The organism is Aeromonas enterica, from assembly GCF_054052465.1.
Genome location: NZ_JBSTYL010000006.1, coordinates 164,765 through 184,354 on the forward strand (window position 1 = coordinate 164,765; position 19,590 = coordinate 184,354).

Consider the following 19,590-nt stretch of genomic DNA (forward strand, 5'->3'; position numbering starts at 1 on the left):
GGGGGTTTAACGTGTCTCAAGGACTGGTAACAGCATCCTATATCGTTGCCGCCGTGCTCTTCATCCTCAGTCTCGCGGGACTGTCGAAGCAAGAAACGGCCAAGCATGGCAACTTGTTCGGTATCGCGGGTATGGCCATCGCCCTGCTCGCCACCGTCTTCAACCCGGAAACCAGTGGCGTGCACTGGATCATCCTGGCCATGGTCATCGGTGGTTCCATCGGTGTGCGGCTGGCACTCAAGGTCGAGATGACCGAGATGCCCGAGCTGGTCGCCGTGCTGCACAGCTTCGTGGGCATGGCGGCGGTGCTGGTGGGCTTCAACAGCTTCATCGATCTGCACCCGTCAGCTCCCGCCGAGGTGGTGGTTTCCGTCGGTTCCAATCTGGATGCGACTCTGGCTGCTGCCCGGGCGGCGTTCGAACAGGCGGCCAGTGTCGCTCAGGTCGAGTCCCTCTCCGGCGCCATGCTGAACATCCATCTGGTCGAGATTTTCCTGGGCGTCTTCATCGGTGCCGTGACCTTCACCGGTTCCGTGGTTGCCTTCGGCAAGCTGCGTGGTCTCATCTCTTCCAAGCCGCTGATGCTGCCGCATCGTCACAAGCTGAACCTGCTGGCCGTGGTGGCCTCGCTGGTACTGATGATCTCCTTCGTCAATGCCGGTGGCTCCACCTTCGCCCTGCTGGTGATGACCCTGATCGCGTTCGCCTTCGGCTGGCATCTGGTAGCCTCCATCGGTGGTGCCGACATGCCGGTCGTGGTCTCCATGCTGAACTCCTACTCCGGTTGGGCGGCGGCGGCGGCGGGCTTCATGCTCTCCAACGACCTGCTGATCGTGGTCGGGGCCCTGGTGGGTTCCTCCGGTGCGATTCTGTCTTACATCATGTGCAAGGCAATGAACCGCTCCTTCATCTCGGTGATCGCCGGTGGCTTCGGCTCCGACGGCGTGGCTTCCACGGCCGACCAGGAGATGGGCGAATACCGCGAGACCAACGCCGAGGAAGTGGCTGACCTGCTGAAGAACGCCAGCTCCGTCATCATCACCCCGGGCTACGGCATGGCAGTGGCGCAGGCCCAGTACCCGGTGGCTGAAATCACCCAGAAGCTGCGCGATCGCGGCGTCAAGGTGCGCTTCGGTATCCACCCGGTTGCCGGTCGTCTGCCTGGTCACATGAACGTGCTGCTGGCGGAAGCCAAGGTCCCTTACGATATCGTGCTGGAAATGGACGAGATCAACGAGGACTTCAACGATACCGATGTGGTATTGGTGATCGGTGCCAACGACACCGTCAACCCAGCCGCCATGGAAGATCCGGGCAGCCCCATCGCCGGCATGCCGGTGCTGGAAGTGTGGAAGGCGCAGAACGTCATCGGCTTCAAGCGTTCCATGAACACTGGCTATGCCGGTGTCCAGAATCCGCTGTTCTTCAAGGAGAACACCCAGATGCTGTTTGGCGATGCCAAGGCCAGCGTCGAAGCGATCCTGAAAGCGCTGTAAGCGTGGTTCAGGAAAGACAAAAGGGGGCTTCGGCCTCCTTTTTTATTACTTACTTTTTGGTATATCCTCAGCCCATGCATCGATGGAGAGAACGGCATGGTATGGCGTAAAGGATGGATCCTGCTCTGTCTCTGGTGGGGTTGGGCAGTACAGGCGCATGAAGAGCCGAGCCTGACCCTGTTGACCGAGCTGTGGCCGCCCTATGTGATGCGGCTAGATGATGGCAGCCTGGGTGGCGCCGATCTGGAGCTGGCTCGTACCGTGCTCAAGCGCATGGGCTACCGAACCATGGTCAAGATGCTGCCCTGGAAGCGGGTGCTGCAGGAGGCCAGGTTCCAGCGCGGCGATGCCATCGTCGACATCTTCTTCGAAGAGCGGCGACTGGAGTGGCTGCACTATCCGGATGAACCCCTCTCCCAGAGCGGCGAAGTGCTCTTCTTCCCCTTCAGCAAACCCATCGACTACCAGACCCTGGAGAGCCTCAAGGGGCTGCGCATCGGCATCCAGGCTGATTACGCCTATGGCGACCCCTTCCTGACCTCCTCCCTGTTCACCCGGGTACCCATGACCGGGGAGAGCAACATGATCAAGCAGTTGCACCTGATGATGGCCGGACGGCTCGATGCCGTGGTGATGAACCAGATGGTGGGCCGCTACCTGCTCAAGGGGCAGGGGCTGCAGGATCAGGTCGGTCACAGCGAAAAACTGGTGAGCGACAGCAACCGCAACTTTCTCGCTTTTACCCACAAACCCGGCAACGAGCGGCTGGCGTATCAATTCTCCCTCGCCCTCAAGGCCTTCAAACAGACCCCCGAGTATCAGGCCCTGCTGACCCGCTACGGACTTTGAACAGGGACGACCAGCTCCCGTTGTTGACTCCAATGACCCCCGTTCAGACCCTGCCGTTGTGCGCCCGTTCACAATCTGTGGCGCTTTGCCGCCAGTTGGGCATAATGCCTGCGAAAAAGCGATGAGACTCAACTTTATTTGAGTTGGCTTGCTTTATAGTTACCCCGAGTTGACTGGATGACCCCTATGATGCAGGCCACCCCATTACGCCAAACCAGTGCGCTGACCGATGAAGAGCGCCATCTGATCGCCAGCTTCGAACCCGCCGTGGAGGCGCTCTCCGCTCTGTTCGGCCCGGGTTGTGAAGTGGTGCTGCACGCCTTCGACAGCCTGCACGCCTCCGTCATCAAGATCGCCAACGGCCATATCACAGGCCGGGAGGAGGGGGCGCCCGTCACCGACTTCGCCCTCAACAAGCTGCAGAGTGCGGCAGGCAGTCAGTGGAGCAGTTACTTCTCTCGCACCCGTGAGGGGGCGCTGCTCAAGTCCTCCTCCATCACCATCAGCAACCGGGAGGGTAAACCCGTCGGCATGCTGTGCGTGAACTTCAGCCTGGATACGCCGCTCGGCGCTCTGCTCGATACTTTCTCGCTGCCCGCCGAGCCGGCGCCGCTCAACAACGAGACCTTCGCCAGCTCGGTGGACGATCTGGTGGCCCAGGTGATCGACAAAGTGGATCAGGATGCCAGCCTCGGCAGCAGCGTGCGCAACAAGGCGATCGTGCACCGTCTCTACGACATGGGCATCTTCGAGATCAAGGACGCGGCCCAGCTGGTGGCCGAGATGCTCGGCATCTCCCGCCATACCGTCTATCTGCATATCCGCAACCGCAAAGCGGATCTGACCGAACAATAAGAGCCGCCCCTGGGCGACATGAACATGAGAAACATCGCAATGAAAGCACAATGGACCGATTTTATTACCCTGCTCAAGCGTGAAGTGGTGCCGGCCCTGGGCTGCACCGAGCCCATGTCGGTGGCACTGGCGGCGGCCAACTGCCGCAGGCTGCTGGGGCGGGATCCGACCCGCGTCAGCGTCTGGGTCAGCGGCAACCTGTTCAAGAATGGCATGGGGGTCGGTGTCCCCGGCACCGGCATGATAGGGCTGCCGGTGGCGGCGGCCGTCGGTTTCACGGGGGGCAATCCGGATGCGGGGCTGGAGGTGCTCAATGCCCTGACCCCGGCCCAGGTGGAGGCCGCCAAGGCACTGCTGCCCATTATCAAGGTGGACGTGAAAGATGTGGCTGACGTGCTCTATGCCGAGGTGCTGGCCGAGGCAGAGGGCCACAGCGCCCGGGTGGTGATCTGTACCGACCACACCCGCATTGTCTTGATGGAGCTGGACGGCGAGGTGTTGATGGAGCAGGCCAGCGCCCCCGGCGTGCAGATCCAGCCCGCCAAATCCGGCAAGCCCGCCATGACGTTGCGCGAGATAGTGGCGTTTGCGCTGGAGGTGCCGCTGGCGGAGATCGACTTCATTCGCGCCGCCGCCACCATGAACCAGGCGCTGGCGGATGAAGGGCTGCAGGGCTATGGCCTGCAGATCGGCAAGATCCTGACCGAGCAGGTGGAGCGCAAGCTGCTCTCCGACGATCTGATGACGCTGGCCATGCGACTCTCCTCGGCCGCTTCCGATGCACGGATGGACGGCGCCATGCTGCCCGCCATGTCCAACTCGGGCTCCGGCAATCAGGGCATAGCCGCCACCATGCCGGTGGTCGCCGCAGCCCGCTTCCTCAAGGCAAGCGACGAGCAGCTGACCCGGGCGCTGGTGATGAGCCATCTGGTGGCCATCTACATCAAGACTCATCAGAACAAACTGTCGGCCCTCTGCGCCGCCAGCACGGCCGCCATGGGGTCGGGGGCCGCCATCACCTGGCTGCTGGGCGGCCAGTTCGAGCAAATTAGTCACTGCATCAACAACATGATCGGCGACGTTTCCGGTATCATTTGCGACGGCGCGGGTAGCGCCTGTTCCATGAAGGTCTCTACCTCCACCTCGGCGGCGGTCAAATCGTCGCTGATGGCCATCAACAACCTGCACGTGCCCCAGAGCGAAGGCATAGTCTCCGACGACGTGGACGAGACCATCGCCAACCTGGGCCGCCTCTCCAAACTGGGGATGCTGGATACCGATATCGAGATCATCAACATCATGCGGGCCAAGCAACAGGGCAAGGCCCAGTGATGCAAGGGGTGGCGCAAGCCACCCTCTGTTTTTCTGCCTGCTGACGCCACTCCGGCTACTGGGTGTCCGATGCGGTTGATATCAGGGTTGCGCCGGCCAGGCGCTGCCCGGTTTTGTGTCACCCCGGTTGCACCGGGGGGCAAGTCGCCACGATGCGGCACGTTTCAGGGAGGAGTGTGCGTACAGGACACTCGTCCGTATACCTCGGGCCCGCCCGACTATTTTGGGGAATATCGTCATGACTCTTAGCGTTATAGGTAATCTGGCCATCCTGGTCATGTTGCTGCTGTTTCTCTATCGGTTGCAGCAAACCCACGTCAGCTTCACCCGCCGGGTCTTCTCCGGGCTGGGGCTGGGCATCCTGTTCGGCGCCGCCTTGCAACTGCTGTATGGCGCTGGCTCCAGTGTGCTGGTGCAGACCGGTGACTATCTGGATATCGTCGGCAGCGGCTATGTGAAACTGCTGCAGATGATCATCACCCCGCTCATCATGGTTTCCATCATCGGCGCCATCCTCAAGCTCAACGGCGGTACCGCCCTTGGCAAGATCAGCGCCATGACCATTGGCGTGCTGATCTTCACCACCATGATCGCCGCCGGGGCGGGCATTTTGATGTCCAACCTGTTTGGCCTGACTGCCGAAGGGCTCACCGCCGGCGCCGCCGAGACCGCCAGGGGCACCGCGCTGCAGACCACCCTCGGCAGTGTCGAGAGCATGTCTTTTGCCAAGATGGTGCTGGAGTTCATCCCGGCCAACCCCTTCCTCGACATGACGGGTGCGCGCAAGACCTCCACCATCGCCGTGGTGATCTTCTCCATCTTCATCGGCCTGTCGGCTACCGGCATCGCCCGCAAGAAACCCGAGATCTTCGAGAGCTTCGGCCGCTTCATGCAGGTGGCGCACGTCATCGTGATGCGGATGGTGACTCTGGTGCTGCGCTTCACTCCCTATGGCGTGCTGGCGCTGATGACCAAGGTGGTGTCCGGTTCCAACTACGCCGACATCCTCAACCTGCTCAGCTTCGTCATGGCCTCTTACGGCGCCATCGCTATCATGTTTGTGGTGCACCTGCTGCTGGTGAGCCTGGTGGGCATCAACCCGGCCCGCTATCTGAAGAAGATCATGCCGGTGCTGGCGTTTGCCTTCACCTCCCGTACCAGTGCGGGTTCCATCCCGATGAACGTGCAGACCCAGACCAAGGCGCTCGGCATTCCGGAAGGGATTGCCAACTTCGCCGCCTCGTTCGGTTCGACCATCGGCCAGAACGGCTGCGCCGGCATCTATCCGGCCATGCTGGCGGTGATGATCGCGCCGACGGTTGGGGTCAACCCCATGGACCCGAGCTTCATCATGACCCTGATCGCCATCATCACCGTCAGCTCCTTCGGGGTGGCCGGTATTGGTGGCGGCGCCACCTTCGCCGCACTGATCGTGCTCTCCGCGCTGGACTTCCCGGTAGCGCTGGCGGGCCTGCTCATCTCCATCGAGCCGCTGATCGACATGGGCCGCACCGCGCTGAACGTTTCCGGCTCCATCACGGCCGGCACTGTTACCAGCCGCTTGCTGGGGGAGACCGACATGGCGGTGTTCAACAGCGAGCACGAGGTGTGTCTGGACGGCGAAGAGTCCACCATCTGATCCGCTTGCCAGGGGAGGGGCCAGCCCCTGCCCGTCTATCGACAGAAGGGAGGGCATGCCCTCCCTTCGCCATTGAAAGGAGAGAGTATGAGAATCCTGATCATAGGTGGCGAAGCCGCCGGCATGAGTGCGGCAGCCAAGGCGCGCCGGCTGGCCAAGGATGCCGACATTGTGGTGTACGAGGCCTCCGAGGTGATCTCCTTCGGTGCCTGCGGCCTGCCCTACTTCGTCGGCGATGAGTTTCAGGAGCCGGGCTACATGGCCGAGTTCACCCCCGAGCAGTTCGCCGCCAAGGGGATCGAGGTCAAGACCGGCCATCGGGTGCTGAGTCTGGATGCCGCCGCTCAAACGCTCAAAGTCGAGCACAACGGCGATACCTTCACCGATCACTACGATCGGCTGATGATAGCCACCGGTGCCCGTGAAGTGATGCCTCCCATCCCCGGTCTGCAGCAGCAGGGGGTGTTCGGCCTGCGGCGCATGGCCGACGGGCTGGCGCTGAAAGAGGCGGTGCAGGACAAGCGCAACACCCGCGCCCTGGTGATCGGCTCCGGCTTCATCGGGCTTGAGGTGGTCGAGGCCCTGGTGCATCAGGGTAAAGAGGTGCGGCTCATCGAGCTGGCGGAGCGGGTTATCCCGGAGGCGTTTGACAGCGAAATCACCCTGCATATCGAGACCGAACTGCGCGAGCAGGGGGTCTCCCTCCATCTTGGCGAGCGAGTTGAAGCGCTGCTGGGGGATGGCAGGGTGACCGGTGTGCGTACCAGCCATGGCGAGTACGAGGCCGATATAGTGGTGGTCTGCACCGGGGTCAAGCCCAACACCGAGTTCCTGGCCGACACCGGCATCAAACGGCTGGCCAATGGCGCCATCGAGGTGGACCGACAGGGCCGCAGCTCGCTGGCCAACGTCTGGTCTGCCGGCGACTGCGCCAGCGTCTGGCACAGCGTGAAGCAGCAGCAGGTCTATGTGCCGCTCGCTACCATTGCCAACAAGCTGGGGCGCATGGTGGGCGAGAACCTGGCCGGGGCTGAACAGGTGTTCCCGGGCACGTTAGGTTCTGCGGCGCTCAAGGTGCTGGGGCTGGAGGCGGGCCGCACCGGTCTCAGTGAGCAAGAAGCCAAGGCGATGGGTATCGATTACCGCACCGTCGTCATCAAGGACAAGTGCCACACCAACTACTGCCCAGGCCAGTCCGACATCCACGTCAAGCTGGTCTATGAGGCGGGCAGCAAGCGACTGCTGGGTGGCCAGATCCTGGGTCGCAAGGGGGCTGTCCACCGCATAGATGCGCTGGCGGTCGCCATCACCATGGGGGTGACTACCGAGCAGCTCGGCATGCTGGACTTTGCTTACGCCCCGCCCTTCTCCCGCACCTGGGATGTGCTCAACGTGGCGGGCAATGTGGCCAAATAGCTGACTGAAGATGGCGGCGCATACACGGCGCCGTCATGCCAGTTGCACTCTGCAGGTAAATTGCAGACATAAAAAAACCGATGCCTGGGCATCGGTTTTTTGTTGCGACCGGTTTGGCCATTGAACTCAGCTGCGGCCGAGACGGTTGTCCGGGTAGTTCTTGGCCAGCACTTCGCGGGCATGCTGGGCCAGGGCCGGCATCTTCAGTGTGTCGTAAGACTCGACCATGATCTCCAGCGCCTTCTCGGTTTCGGCCGTATCGGGATAGGTCTCGACAACCAGTTTGGCCCGGTTGGCGGCGGCGACCAGAGCATCACGCTTCACGTAGTACTCGGCAACGCTCAGGTCGTAGCGGGCAAGGCGGTTCTTCAGGCCGATCATGCGAGCACGGGCATCGGCGGCATAGACGCTGTTGGGATAATTCTGCAACAGCGTCTTGAAGTCCTGGAAGGCCTGACGGGCATAAGAGGGGTCTTTATCGTCCCGATTGATGCCCAGAAAGTCCTGGAAGAAGTTGTAATCGCCGGCCATGTTGGTCAGGCCGCGCATGTAGAACACATAATCGATATTTTTATGCGCCGGATTGAGGCGGATAAAACGGTCGATATTGGCGATCGCCTGGGCGGTATCGTCCTGTTTGTAGTAGGCGTAAATGAGATCGAGCTGAACCTGGTTGGAGTAGGCGCCGAAAGGATAGCGCGAGTCCAATGCTTCCAGTAACTCGATAGCATTCAGGTAGTTACCGGCATCCAGCTTGAGGCGTGCTTTCTGGTACAGGGTCTCCGGCGGTTCGTCGGGGACCTTGGGTTTGGTGCTGGAACAGCCCGTGATCAAGGTAGCAACCAAGGCGAGCGACATCAGCAGGTGAGACTTCTTTCCCATCAACAACATCCGGTCCATTTCCACGAAATTGGCAAAGTATCCGTTATGCTTGGCTAAAAGAAAAGCTAGAATACCCGGATTATTTCGAATTGATACCCCCCGCTCAAGAGACCATACATGAGCCAGCATATTGAACTGACAGGCGAATTTCAGGATCACCAATTCGGGCAGCGACTCGACCAGGCCCTGGCCGAATTGTTTCCAGACTACTCCCGAACACGCATCAAGGAGTGGATATTACAGGACAGAGTGACCCTGGATGGTCAGGTTGCGAACACCCCGCGCGAGAAGGTAATGGCCGGGCAACAGGTGCATGTAGATGTCGAGCTGGAAGATGACACCCGCTGGGATGCTCAGGACATAGCACTCAACATCGTCTACGAAGATGAACACATTCTGGTGATCGACAAGCCGGCCGGTCTGGTGGTTCACCCGGGTGCAGGCACGCCGGATGGCACCATACTCAACGCCCTGCTGCACCGCTATCCCGGCATTGCCGAGGTGCCCCGTGCCGGTATCGTGCACCGTCTGGACAAAGACACCACAGGTCTGATGGTGGTTGCCAAGACCATTCCGGCTCAGACCCATCTGGTGGAAGCGCTGCAGGCACGCCAGATCACCCGTGAGTACGAGGCCATCGCCATCGGTCACATGACCGCAGGCGGCACGGTTGATGCCCCCATCGGTCGTCATCCGACCCAGCGGACCCACATGGCTGTCATACCCAATGGCCGTCCCTCCGTGACCCACTACCGGGTTCATGAGAAGTTCCGTGGTCACACCCGTCTGCGTCTGCGTCTGGAAACCGGTCGTACCCACCAGATCCGTGTCCACATGGCTCACATCAAGCATCCGCTGGTGGGTGACCCGGCCTACGGTGGCCGTCTGCGCCTGCTGCGCAATGCGACCCCGGAGCTGACCCAGATGCTGCGCAGCTTCAATCGTCAGGCACTGCATGCGACCATGCTGCAATTGGCGCATCCCATCACGGGTGAAGTGATGCAGTGGCACTCCGAGACGCCGCAGGACATGGTGGATCTGATGGAAGTGCTGCGCGCTGATACCCTGGCCAATCCGGATGATTTAGTCTGGAATTGATGTACAAGGCGGGACTGCGACGGATCCTGCCGTAGCCCTGCCCTTGAACCAGGTCTGAAACGGGGCTCCTTGACTGGCAACAGCGAAGGAGCCCCGTTTTTATATGAATAATGAAAGGAGCCACAGATGAAATGGATCGAACCCGACTGGCCGGCACCGGCTCGCGTCAGGGCCCTGTCGACCACCCGGGATGGCGGTGAGAGTGAAGGGGTCTTCGCCGGTCTCAATCTGGGCGCCCATGTGGGGGACGCGCTGGTGTGGGTCGAGGCCAATCGTGCCCGCCTGCAGCAGGCGGCGAATATTCCCGGCCCCCTCAACTGGCTCAATCAGGTGCACGGTACCGTCGTTCATCCGGTCAGCAGCCATTATGAGCGGGCGCCGGATGCCGATGCCGCCTGCGCCCATGAGCTGGATCTGGCCTGCATCGTGATGACGGCCGACTGTCTGCCGGTGCTCTTCTGCGATCGAGCAGGTACCGTGGTTGCTGCCGCCCATGCTGGCTGGCGCGGGTTGCAGGGTGGCGTGTTGGAGGCGAGCATCGCGGCCATGGGTTGCGATCCTCGCTATCTTCTCGCCTGGCTTGGCCCGGCCATAGGCCCCACGGCATTTGAGGTGGGGGGCGAGGTGCGCGACGCCTTTATGGCGGAGCAGGCCGACGCCGTTGCTGCCTTTATGCCTTCCCCCAACGAGGGCAAGTGGCTGGCGGATATCTACCAGCTGGCCCGGCTGCGGCTGGCCCGCGCCGGCGTCACCGCCGTCTATGGCGGCGAATACTGCACCTTCAGCGACAGCGAGCGGTTCTACTCCTATCGCCGAGACGGCCAGACCGGCCGCATGGCGTCGCTGATCTGGCTGGCCGATTAGCCAGGGTATCGTGATGCAATCCCCGCCCTGTGCGCCAAAACAGAGTGGGGATCCTGCCTACTTGCATTTTTGCAGAAAAAATAACCAGACCCAGCCCTTGAAATAGCCCGTACGGGCCGCATCTTTCTTGTCAGAAAGTTATGTTGTTTGCCGCATGAGCGGCGTCTGTCTTGAAAGGGAGGAGTGCAATGCGCCTCGATCGCCTGACCAGCAAATTCCAGATTGCTATTTCCGATGCCCAGTCTTTGGCACTGGGTCGTGACCACCAATTTATTGAACCCGTCCACCTGATGACCGCCCTGGTCAATCAGGATGGTGGCTCCATTCGTCCACTGCTCACCCTGACCGGGATGGATATCAATGCCCTGCGCTCTCGCCTTGGCGAAGAGCTGGACCGGCTGCCCAAGGTGAGCGGCGTGGAGGGCGATGTGCAGCTCTCCAATGGCCTGGGCCGCCTGCTCAACGTCTGCGACAAGCTGGCCCAGCAACGCAAGGATCAGTTCATCTCGTCCGAGCTGTTCGTGCTGGCCGCCCTCGACGAGAAGGGCAACCTGGGTGAGCTGCTGCGTGCCCAGGGCCTGACCAAGGAAAAACTCGAAGCCGCCATCGACAAGGTTCGTGGCGGCCGCAAGGTAGAGGATGCTAACGCCGAGGAGAACCGCCAGGCGCTGGAGAAATACACCATCGATCTGACCGAGCGGGCCGAGATCGGCAAGCTGGATCCGGTGATCGGTCGCGATGAAGAGATCCGCCGCACCATCCAGGTGCTGCAACGTCGTACCAAGAACAACCCCGTGCTGATCGGGGCCCCCGGCGTCGGCAAGACCGCCATCGTCGAAGGGTTGGCTCAGCGCATCATCAACGGCGAAGTGCCGGAAGGGCTCAAGAACAAGCGGGTGCTCTCCCTGGATATGGGCGCCCTGGTGGCCGGTGCCAAGTACCGTGGCGAGTTTGAGGAGCGACTGAAAGCCGTACTCAACGATCTGGCCAAGGAGGAGGGCAACGTCATCCTCTTCATCGACGAGTTGCACACCATGGTTGGCGCCGGCAAGGGCGAAGGGGCCATGGATGCGGGCAACATGCTCAAACCCGCGCTGGCCCGCGGTGACCTGCACTGCGTCGGTGCCACCACGCTGGATGAGTATCGCCAGTACATCGAGAAGGATGCGGCCCTCGAGCGTCGTTTCCAGAAGGTGCTGGTGGAGGAGCCGAGCGTGGAAGACACCATCGCCATCCTGCGCGGCCTGAAGGAGCGTTATGAACTGCACCACCACGTGCAGATCACTGATCCGGCGATCGTGGCGGCGGCCCAGCTGTCGCACCGTTACATCGCCGACCGTCAGTTGCCGGACAAGGCCATCGACCTCATTGACGAGGCTGCCGCCAGCATACGGTTGCAGATCGACTCCAAACCCGAGTCCCTCGATCGGCTGGAGCGACGCATCATCCAGCTCAAGCTGGAGCAGCAGGCGCTGATGAAGGAGGATGATGACGCCAGCCGCAAGCGGTTGGATCTCATCAATCAGGAAATCGGCGAGAAGGATCGGGAATACAACGAGTTGGAAGAGGTGTGGAAAGCCGAGAAGGCTGCCCTCGCGGGTACCCAGCACATCAAGGCTGCGCTGGAGCAGGCCCGTCAGGATCTCGACGTGGCGCGTCGCGCCGGCGATCTCGGTCGCATGTCCGAGCTGCAATATGGCCGCATTCCCGAGTTGGAGAAACAGCTGGATCTCGCTACCCAGGCCGAGATGCAGGAGACCAGCCTGCTGCGCAACCGGGTCACGGACGTGGAGATAGCCGATGTGCTGGCCCGTGCAACCGGTATTCCGGTGGCCCGCATGCTGGAAGGGGAGCGTGACAAGCTGCTGCGGATGGAAGAGCAGTTGCACAGCCGGGTGATTGGTCAGGAGGAAGCGGTTGAAGCCGTCTCCAACGCCATTCGCCGCTCTCGTGCCGGGCTCTCGGATCCGAATCGCCCGATCGGCTCCTTCCTGTTCCTCGGTCCCACCGGGGTGGGCAAGACCGAGCTGTGCAAGGCGCTGGCGGAGTTCCTGTTCGATACCCAGGACGCCATGGTGCGGATCGACATGTCCGAGTTCATGGAAAAACACAGCGTGGCCCGTCTGGTGGGTGCACCTCCGGGCTACGTGGGCTATGAGGAGGGGGGGTATTTGACCGAGGCGGTACGCCGTCGCCCCTACTCGGTGATCCTGCTCGATGAAGTGGAGAAGGCGCACCCTGATGTGTTCAATATCCTGTTGCAGGTGCTGGACGATGGCCGCCTGACCGATGGTCAGGGCCGCACCGTCGATTTTCGCAACTCGGTGGTGATCATGACCTCCAACCTGGGGTCGGATCTGATCCAGGAGCACCACTCCGAGAAGGATTACGACGAGATGAAGGCCATGTTGATGGAGGTGCTGACCCGCAGTTTCCGGCCCGAGTTCATCAACCGGATCGACGATACTGTGGTGTTCCACCCGCTCGGCGAGGAACACATCAAGTCCATCGCCCGCATCCAGCTCAAGAGCCTGATGGGCCGCCTGGAGGATCAGGGTTACGAGGTGGAGGTCAGCGAGGCGCTGCTCGAGAAGCTGGTGCACGCCGGGTTCGATCCCGTCTACGGGGCACGGCCCCTCAAGCGGGCGATCCAGCACAAGGTGGAGAACCCGCTGGCGCAGGCGCTGCTCTCCGGCCGTATCGTTCCTGGCAAGAAATTGCTGCTGGGGGCCGACAGCAACGGCCTCACCATGACCCAGTAATGGGATTGTCGATGAAAAACGCAGGCCTCGTGCCTGCGTTTTGTTTTCAGGGGAAGCGAGATGCTGAAGTTTTCCGTGCTGGTGGATGATGACGTTCATCTGCCTGGCTGTCTGCCCGAGCGAGGGTTGGCGCTGCTGCTGGAGTGTGACGGCCTCAAGGTGCTGTTCGACAGTGGCCGTGGCCGGGCGCTGTGCCACAACGCCGCCGTGATGGGGATCGATCTCGCCTCCCTCTCCCACGTGGTGCTCTCTCACGGTCATTATGATCATGTGGGCGGTATTGGTTCGCTACCCCTCTACTCACCAGCTATTCCTCTGATAGCCTGCCCGGATGTCTTTCATGAGCGTGGCTATTTCCTGCCGCTGCCATTTCGTCGCTGCAACCTCTATCGACTCTCGGGTAATCTTGAGCCGGAGACGCTGGTGGCCAGAGGGCTGCAGCCCCGCTGCTCTGCCGAGCCGGTATGGCTGTCCGATCGGTTGGTTTTTCTGGGGAGTATCCTGCGGCGCGACAAGGCGGTGCCTTCCCTGCTTGGCTACATACTGCGTGGCGGGCGAATAGAGAAGGATGCCATATCGGATGATTCGGCGCTGGCCTACAAGAGCCCGCGTGGGCTCATCATCTTCATCGGCTGCGGCCACTCCGGGGTCGAGAACATAGTGCAACGGGCCAGGGAGGTGTGCGGTGATGAGCGCGTGCATGCCGTCATCGGTGGTCTGCACCTGAAGTTTTCCGGCCCGCAGCGGGCTGCGGCGCTGGGCATGTATCTGCAACAGGAGGGGGTGGAGAGCCTCTTCGCCTGCCATTGCACCGGCAAGCGAAAGGTGGTGCTGCCACGGCAGACCAACATAGGTGCAGGATTCACATATGTATTCCCGCCATAAAAAAGCGGCAATCCGAAGATTGCCGAGAGGAATGTAGTGACGCGACCAGACGTGGGTTGAGCGGGTCGCAGGGGCAAGCCCCGGTTTCGCAGAGGGTCAGGATGACTCTCTCCTTACAGCATGCCCGTGATGCGCTCTCTCATCCCGGGCGGCCACACACCTGTCAGGCCTGACCCGCGTGCCACTGCTCGCAGGCCAGACCCATTGAATTGCTTACAGCATGCCCGGTACGGCGGCCTTCATCTCTGAGGACCAGACGCCAACCTGTGCCTGCGGGTCGATATGCTCCTTTGCGGCGACATGAGATGACCAAGCGCTCATGTGTTTACAGCATGCCCGGTACGGCGGCCTTCATCTCAGAGGACCAGACGCCAACCTGTACCTGACCGATATGTTCCTTTTGCAACAACAACATGGCCAGGCGGGATTGGCCTATGCCGCCGCCTATGGTCTGCGGCATGCGCGCGGCCAGCAGATCCTGGTGCCAGTCGTATTGCAGGCGATCTTCATCGCCGGTGATGGCGAGCTGGCGGCGCAGGGCCTCGGCGTCCACCCGGATGCCCATGGAGGAGATCTCGAAACTGTCTTCCAGCACAGGGTTCCACACCATGATGTCACCGTTCAGGCCGGCCAGACCCAGCTCGCTGTGGCTGCTCCAGTCGTCATAGTCAGGGGCACGCACATCGTGGCGCTCGCCGTGGGAGAGGGCCCCGCCGATGCCGATGAGGAAGACGGCACCCAGCTCCTTGGCGATGGCGCGTTCGCGCCCCTTGGCGTCGAGATCCGGGTAACGGGTCAGCAGTGCTTCGCTGTGCAGGAACTGGATCTCGTTTGGCAGGAAAGGGGTCAGCGCGTGTTCGGCGCAGACCGCGCGCTCGGTGGCCTTAATGGCGGCCCAGATGCCGCGCACCGTCTCCTGCAGATAGGCCAGATCGCGGCGCTCGCTCGGCATCACCTTCTCCCAGTCCCATTGATCCACGTAGACGGAGTGGATGGGGGTGAGGCGGTCTTCATCCGGACGCAGCGCCTTCATGTGGGTGTATATCCCTTCACCCGGGCCGAAGCCGAAGCGACCCAGAGTCTGGCGCTTCCACTTGGCCAGTGAATGCACCACTTCGTAACTGTGCTCCGGCAGGGTTTTCACTTTGACCTGCACCGCATTCTCGTGGCCAGAGAGGTTGTCTTGAGTGCCATCACCGACCCGGCTCAGAATGGGAGCTTGCACCTCCATCAGGCCCAGTTGCTGGGCAAGTTGGCGGGAGAACATCTCTTTGACAAAGCTGATCTGTTGCTGGCTGCGAATGTAGTGCTGTTTCATGCTGAATTCCTGTTTCAAACCCCGTTGGATGTGGTGATTCTTCAACAGATTGCCTACTAAATTCAATATTCGATAATAGAAATAGGCTTTGTGTGTTTTTTTCTTCAAAATAAACCCGTTATTAATAAGGTATCGTTAACGGGAGTGCAAAAAAGTGTCGGAAAATTATCGGATCGATAATCTCGATCAGGCCATCCTCACCGCCCTGATGGACAATGCGCGGATCCCTTACGCCGAGTTGGCCAAACAGCTGGCGGTCAGCCCGGGCACCATTCATGTGCGGGTGGAGAAGATGAAGCAGGCGGGAATCATCGAGGGTACCCGTGTGCAGGTGAATGCGAAGAAGCTGGGCTATGACGTCTGCTGCTTCATCGGCATCAACCTCAAGAGCGCCAAGGATTACCCCTCGGCGCTGGCCAAGCTGCAGGCGCTGGACGAGGTAGTGGAAGCCTATTACACCACGGGCCACTACAGCATCTTCATGAAGGTGATGACCCGCTCCATCGACGAGTTGCAGACAGTGCTGATCCACAAGATCCAGACCATAGACGAGATCCAGTCCACTGAAACCCTGATTTCACTGCAAAACCCGATATTGCGAGACGTTAAGCCCTGAGGTCTGTTGCGTGGGGAGGGGGGCGCGAGATCCATTTCACATGCGAAACTCTGATTCCACTGCAGAATCCGATATTGAGAGACGTGAAGCCCTGATCGCCGGGATCAGGGTTCAATATACGGGATGCCGTACTTGTCGTAGATAGCCTTGAGTTGGCCATCCCGCTTCATGTGCAACAGCTCGGCATCGTAGGCCGCCATCAGAGCCGGGGTGCCGGCATTGGCCCTGGCCTTGGTCCAGACGGTGTAGTAGGGGCTGGCCTTGAGCGGTTTGGGCAGGTAGTCGAGCTTGCCCTCCAGTCCTTCCTCCTTGATCTGGGCGAAGGCGGTGACCAGCGGCATGGGCACCACATCGATACGTCCGGCGATCAGCTTGCGCAGTTGCAGCTGGTTGATCGGGATTTCCTGAAAGTGATAGGCCGGATCAGCCAGGGCCGCCGTCAGCTCAGGGGTGTAGGAAAAGTCTCTGGTGACGCCGATGCGCCAGGGTTTGAGATCGCTCAGGCTGTCGTAACGGATCTTCAGCATGTCGGCCTTGCGCACGAAGAAATGCCAGCTGTGACGAAGATGGGCCTGCTGCGGGTAGAGCAGATAGCGCTCCCGCTCCGGCTTGTAGGAGTGGGTCATCACCAGGTCGTACACGCCGGTTTCTGCATTGCGGGTGAGGCGGGCGCCCGAGTCGGTCAGCTCGATCCTGATGGGGATCTTGAGCTTGTCGAAGATGGCGGTGAGCACATCCACGTCCAGGCCATGGGGGATTCCCCCTGCATCAAGATACTTCAGCGGTGGCTCCAGCGTGCCTCCTACGACCAGTTCTTTGGCCTGGAGCCAGAAGGGAAGCAGCAGGCAGAGCAGAATGAATCTTCGCAAACCACATCTCCTGCACTGAATAGGGAACCGCCCACGGGCATAATTCAAGTATATTGGCCCGGATATTCAACAGAGACGACCCCGGATGGCAAATCCTGAAATCGAAAGTGAACTGGACGGTATCGACAGGTTATCCGTCTGCCTCTATCGCCTTGGCCTGAGTCTGGCAGCTTTATTGCTTCTATGTCGAGGGGCCAGCCTGCTGATTGGGCAGGATTTTTTACCGCCGGCAATCTGGCTGGTGGGCATGGTGGTGGCGAGCGGGGTGTGCGGGCTCTGTTTGCATATCTATGACAAGCGTATTCGCTTCATCTTGCAGGTGACGGCCTGGGGTGGCCTGATGCTGAGCGCCAGCGGGGCGCCGGACGTGCTGGTGCTGGGGGCTGCGCTGGCCACGCTTTCCGGTCTGGCGTTCAAGGAGCAGTTCTGTTTCGCCATTCCTGGCATCAAGGCGGTGCCCCTGTTGCTGCCGCTGTTATGGGGGCTGGAGTGGGCCCGGCTAGGCTGGGCCGCCGCACCGGTTGCCCTCGCGTGCGGCCTGCTGCTCTGCCTGCTCAGCCTGGCCAAGTGGCGGATGCCCCTGCACTTTGATATCGGTGACAAGGAGCGCTACCAGCGCTAGGTCTGCTGGCAGCCCTTCATCTGTCGGTTGAGAGCCTGCATCACCTGATGGCGGCTGATGATGCCGATCACCTTGTCCCCTTGCAGTACCGGATAGATCTTGGGCTTGGCCTCGCTCATCTGGCGCGCCAGGTCCAGAATGCTGTCGTCCGGGGCGACCGAGAGCGGCGTGTGGCTCATCAGATCTTCCACCCGGGTACGGGTGTCACAGTGATAGCTGCCGGTGAGCAGGCTGGGTATGCAATCCTGCTCGGAGAGAAAACCGATCAGCCGCTTCTGCTCGTCCAGCACCGGCAGGCCGCTCAGCCCTGAGTGGTGCAGTTTGTCCAGCGCCTCGGCCAAAGCGAGTTGCGGGGTGAGGGAGTGGGTCAGGCGGCTCATGTGATCGCGGATTTGCAGCATGTAAGTGGCTCCAAAGGGGGAAAGTGGTGTCACTATGTCCGCTGGACGGCGGACGGGGCCAATGGCTTGTGCCGTGGAGATTGATAGGCACGGCCCTGCCACGGGTCGGCAAGCAATGACAAAAGGAGAGGTTATGCGTGCATTGGTGACAGGGTGTGGCCGCCGGCTCGGCTTCTATCTGTGCGAGCAGCTGGTGGCTGCGGGCTGGCAGGTGACGGGCAGTTATCGCAGCGAGCGGCCCGAGCTGGCCAGACTGGCGGCGCTCGGGGTCGAGTTGGTGCAGGCGGATTTCGCTCGTGAAGAGGAGGTCGGCAGACTGATCGAGAAACTGGCCGCCCATCAGGATCTGGCGCTGGTGATCCACAACGCCTCGGCCTTCGAGCCCCAGGCGGCGGATCCGGCGGTGCAACTGGCCCAGTTCGAGCAGTTTTATCGCGTGCACATGGCGGCACCCTTCCAGCTCAACCGGGCGTTGGCACCCCAGCTGGCAGGTAATCCCAACGCCAGTATCATCCACATCACCGACATCTACATTCACGCCCCGGCCCCCCAGTTTGCCAGCTATGTGGCCACCAAGGCGGGGGCTCACTCCCTTGCCATGAGTTTTGCCCGTGAACTGGCACCCGCTATCCGGGTCAACACCATAGAGCCGGGCCCCATACTGTTTCTCGACGAGCATGACGACGCGTGGCGCCAGCAGGTGCTGGCGAAAACGCCACTGGCGAGGGAAGGGGGGCTGGAGCCTATCTGGCAGGCGGTGCAACTGCTGGTGAAGAACGACTACATGACCGGAGCCAGCATCCGGGTTGATGGCGGCCGCAGCCTGGCCGTCATCTAGGTCCTTAACGCAAGGTGGTGGTGGCCGCCGTCATGTCCCGGTGCAGGGCGATGGGGGCCAGCCCCACCTGCTGTTCCTCGATCACCTTGCCCGTCATCAGCCGGGTGTGCAGCGGCAGCGTCACCTTGTGGTCATGCACCTCCCCTTCTCCATAAAGTTCGGCCAGCAGTTCATTGAGATAGGCATCGACCGGGATGGCGGCGAAGTGATTCGTCGGACAGCTGGCCAGGATGTCGATGTCCAGCGGACGGTCGAGTACCTTGCAATGTGGATTGCTGCGATCCCGGCCGTGGGCCAGTTCCATATCGATGAAATATGCTTTGAGCTGCTGTGGCGCCAGCATGCTCTCGGCGACGAACAGGCAGTTGAGGAAATCGTGGCTGGAGTGTATCCCGACCGGCTTGGTCTGGATCACCGAGCTCAGCTGCAGGTGGCCGAAGTGGGAGAGCAACTCGCTAACTGCCTGGCTGACGTGATGATGGGGGTCAAGATTTGATCCAATGCTACACAGATAGAACATGTTCACCAGTCCTTGGATAGGGCTCATCTGAAATTGTATACACAGCTCACGGTTATCAGGGTAACTATGCATTAGCATCAACTAATCTGTTGTGATCAGACTCTATCATCTTGGCAAGAAAGGAGGTTTGCATGAGTGTGGAACTGAAGTGGGCACTGTTGACCGCATCCGGCGCGTTGGCGATGATCTTGATTATCTGTGTGGCATCCGTCGGTCTGGCGTGAACCTCATCCCTGATTTGCAGCATGAACCGGCCTCCTGGCCGGTTTTGTTTTTTTGGGGAGTGCAGATATGCTGACCCACCCGTGATGAATCGAGACAGCTCAAG

At 60.9% G+C, this 19,590-nt stretch carries 19 protein-coding genes; 14 read left to right on the forward strand and 5 right to left on the reverse strand.

Annotated elements, in window-relative coordinates; genetic code table 11:
* Positions 1–11 precede the first annotated feature (11 nt).
* The 6 genes from pntB (at position 12) to ACW5XD_RS09385 (ending at position 7,587) form a co-directional block, all read left to right on the forward strand.
* Positions 12–1,496 carry a Re/Si-specific NAD(P)(+) transhydrogenase subunit beta gene (pntB, locus tag ACW5XD_RS09360; protein WP_456494662.1) on the forward strand — a complete coding sequence of 495 codons (1,485 nt, stop codon included), beginning with the start codon at positions 12–14 and terminating at the stop codon, positions 1,494–1,496.
* A gap of 96 nt (positions 1,497–1,592) precedes the next feature.
* Positions 1,593–2,345, forward strand: coding sequence for a substrate-binding periplasmic protein (locus ACW5XD_RS09365; RefSeq protein WP_456494663.1), 753 nt, complete (start codon positions 1,593–1,595; stop codon positions 2,343–2,345).
* Positions 2,346–2,531: 186 nt separating this feature from the next.
* Positions 2,532–3,200, forward strand: coding sequence for a helix-turn-helix transcriptional regulator (locus tag ACW5XD_RS09370; RefSeq protein ID WP_456494664.1), 669 nt, complete (start codon positions 2,532–2,534; stop codon positions 3,198–3,200).
* 24 nt (positions 3,201–3,224) lie between these two features.
* Positions 3,225–4,532: an L-cysteine desulfidase family protein gene (locus ACW5XD_RS09375; protein WP_456494665.1), complete on the forward strand. Its 1,308-nt coding sequence runs from the start codon at positions 3,225–3,227 to the stop codon at positions 4,530–4,532.
* A 238-nt stretch (positions 4,533–4,770) separates the two neighbouring features.
* Complete coding sequence (locus ACW5XD_RS09380) at positions 4,771–6,171, forward strand: L-cystine transporter (RefSeq protein WP_456494666.1); 1,401 nt, start codon at positions 4,771–4,773, stop codon at positions 6,169–6,171.
* Positions 6,172–6,258: 87 nt separating this feature from the next.
* Positions 6,259–7,587, forward strand: a complete 1,329-nt coding sequence (locus tag ACW5XD_RS09385) for a CoA-disulfide reductase (RefSeq protein ID WP_456494667.1) — start codon at positions 6,259–6,261, stop codon at positions 7,585–7,587.
* A gap of 126 nt (positions 7,588–7,713) precedes the next feature.
* Here ACW5XD_RS09385 and ACW5XD_RS09390 read toward each other — a convergent pair whose 3' ends face one another.
* The gene (locus tag ACW5XD_RS09390) at positions 7,714–8,469 is read right to left on the reverse strand and encodes an outer membrane protein assembly factor BamD (RefSeq protein ID WP_456494668.1); all 756 of its coding nucleotides are present in this window, start codon (positions 8,467–8,469) and stop codon (positions 7,714–7,716) included.
* A 117-nt stretch (positions 8,470–8,586) separates the two neighbouring features.
* Between ACW5XD_RS09390 and rluD the strand changes: the two genes are divergently transcribed.
* The 4 genes from rluD (at position 8,587) to ACW5XD_RS09410 (ending at position 14,078) form a co-directional block, all read left to right on the forward strand.
* On the forward strand, positions 8,587–9,567 hold the full coding sequence (rluD, locus tag ACW5XD_RS09395; RefSeq protein ID WP_456494669.1) for a 23S rRNA pseudouridine(1911/1915/1917) synthase RluD: 981 nt from the start codon (positions 8,587–8,589) through the stop codon (positions 9,565–9,567).
* Positions 9,568–9,693: 126 nt separating this feature from the next.
* Positions 9,694–10,431: a peptidoglycan editing factor PgeF gene (pgeF, locus tag ACW5XD_RS09400; RefSeq protein WP_456494670.1), complete on the forward strand. Its 738-nt coding sequence runs from the start codon at positions 9,694–9,696 to the stop codon at positions 10,429–10,431.
* 188 nt (positions 10,432–10,619) lie between these two features.
* Positions 10,620–13,193: an ATP-dependent chaperone ClpB gene (gene clpB / locus ACW5XD_RS09405; protein ID WP_456494671.1), complete on the forward strand. Its 2,574-nt coding sequence runs from the start codon at positions 10,620–10,622 to the stop codon at positions 13,191–13,193.
* Between the two features lie 60 nt (positions 13,194–13,253).
* Entirely contained in the window at positions 13,254–14,078 is an 825-nt protein-coding gene (locus ACW5XD_RS09410) for an MBL fold metallo-hydrolase (RefSeq protein WP_456494672.1), read from the forward strand.
* Positions 14,079–14,403: 325 nt separating this feature from the next.
* Here ACW5XD_RS09410 and asnA read toward each other — a convergent pair whose 3' ends face one another.
* Positions 14,404–15,396 (reverse strand): aspartate--ammonia ligase, encoded by a 993-nt coding sequence (gene asnA / locus ACW5XD_RS09415; protein WP_456494673.1) that lies wholly within the window; start codon positions 15,394–15,396, stop codon positions 14,404–14,406.
* A gap of 154 nt (positions 15,397–15,550) precedes the next feature.
* Here asnA and asnC point away from each other — a divergent pair, with 154 nt between their 5' ends.
* A complete protein-coding gene (gene asnC / locus ACW5XD_RS09420; RefSeq protein ID WP_042035982.1) occupies positions 15,551–16,012 on the forward strand; it encodes a transcriptional regulator AsnC in 462 nt (153 codons plus the stop codon).
* Positions 16,013–16,116: 104 nt separating this feature from the next.
* On the opposite strand, the gene ACW5XD_RS09425 is transcribed toward asnC, so the two are convergent.
* Positions 16,117–16,881, reverse strand: a complete 765-nt coding sequence (locus ACW5XD_RS09425; protein WP_456494674.1) for a substrate-binding periplasmic protein — start codon at positions 16,879–16,881, stop codon at positions 16,117–16,119.
* Between the two features lie 85 nt (positions 16,882–16,966).
* Here ACW5XD_RS09425 and ACW5XD_RS09430 point away from each other — a divergent pair, with 85 nt between their 5' ends.
* On the forward strand, positions 16,967–17,503 hold the full coding sequence (locus ACW5XD_RS09430; RefSeq protein WP_456494675.1) for a DUF2301 domain-containing membrane protein: 537 nt from the start codon (positions 16,967–16,969) through the stop codon (positions 17,501–17,503).
* On the opposite strand, the gene ACW5XD_RS09435 is transcribed toward ACW5XD_RS09430, so the two are convergent.
* A complete protein-coding gene (locus ACW5XD_RS09435; protein WP_456494676.1) occupies positions 17,500–17,904 on the reverse strand; it encodes a CBS domain-containing protein in 405 nt (134 codons plus the stop codon). The two genes, ACW5XD_RS09430 and ACW5XD_RS09435, sit on opposite strands and share 4 nt — an antisense overlap.
* A gap of 133 nt (positions 17,905–18,037) precedes the next feature.
* On the opposite strand from ACW5XD_RS09435, the gene ACW5XD_RS09440 reads away from it, so the two are divergent.
* Positions 18,038–18,742: an SDR family oxidoreductase gene (locus tag ACW5XD_RS09440; protein WP_456494677.1), complete on the forward strand. Its 705-nt coding sequence runs from the start codon at positions 18,038–18,040 to the stop codon at positions 18,740–18,742.
* A 4-nt stretch (positions 18,743–18,746) separates the two neighbouring features.
* Here the strand turns inward: ACW5XD_RS09440 and ACW5XD_RS09445 are convergent, their stop codons facing one another.
* Positions 18,747–19,262 (reverse strand): 2-amino-4-hydroxy-6-hydroxymethyldihydropteridine diphosphokinase, encoded by a 516-nt coding sequence (locus ACW5XD_RS09445; protein WP_456494678.1) that lies wholly within the window; start codon positions 19,260–19,262, stop codon positions 18,747–18,749.
* 131 nt (positions 19,263–19,393) lie between these two features.
* Here ACW5XD_RS09445 and cydH point away from each other — a divergent pair, with 131 nt between their 5' ends.
* Positions 19,394–19,486, forward strand: a complete 93-nt coding sequence (gene cydH, locus ACW5XD_RS09450; protein ID WP_017409791.1) for a cytochrome bd-I oxidase subunit CydH — start codon at positions 19,394–19,396, stop codon at positions 19,484–19,486.
* Positions 19,487–19,590: the final 104 nt, after the last annotated feature.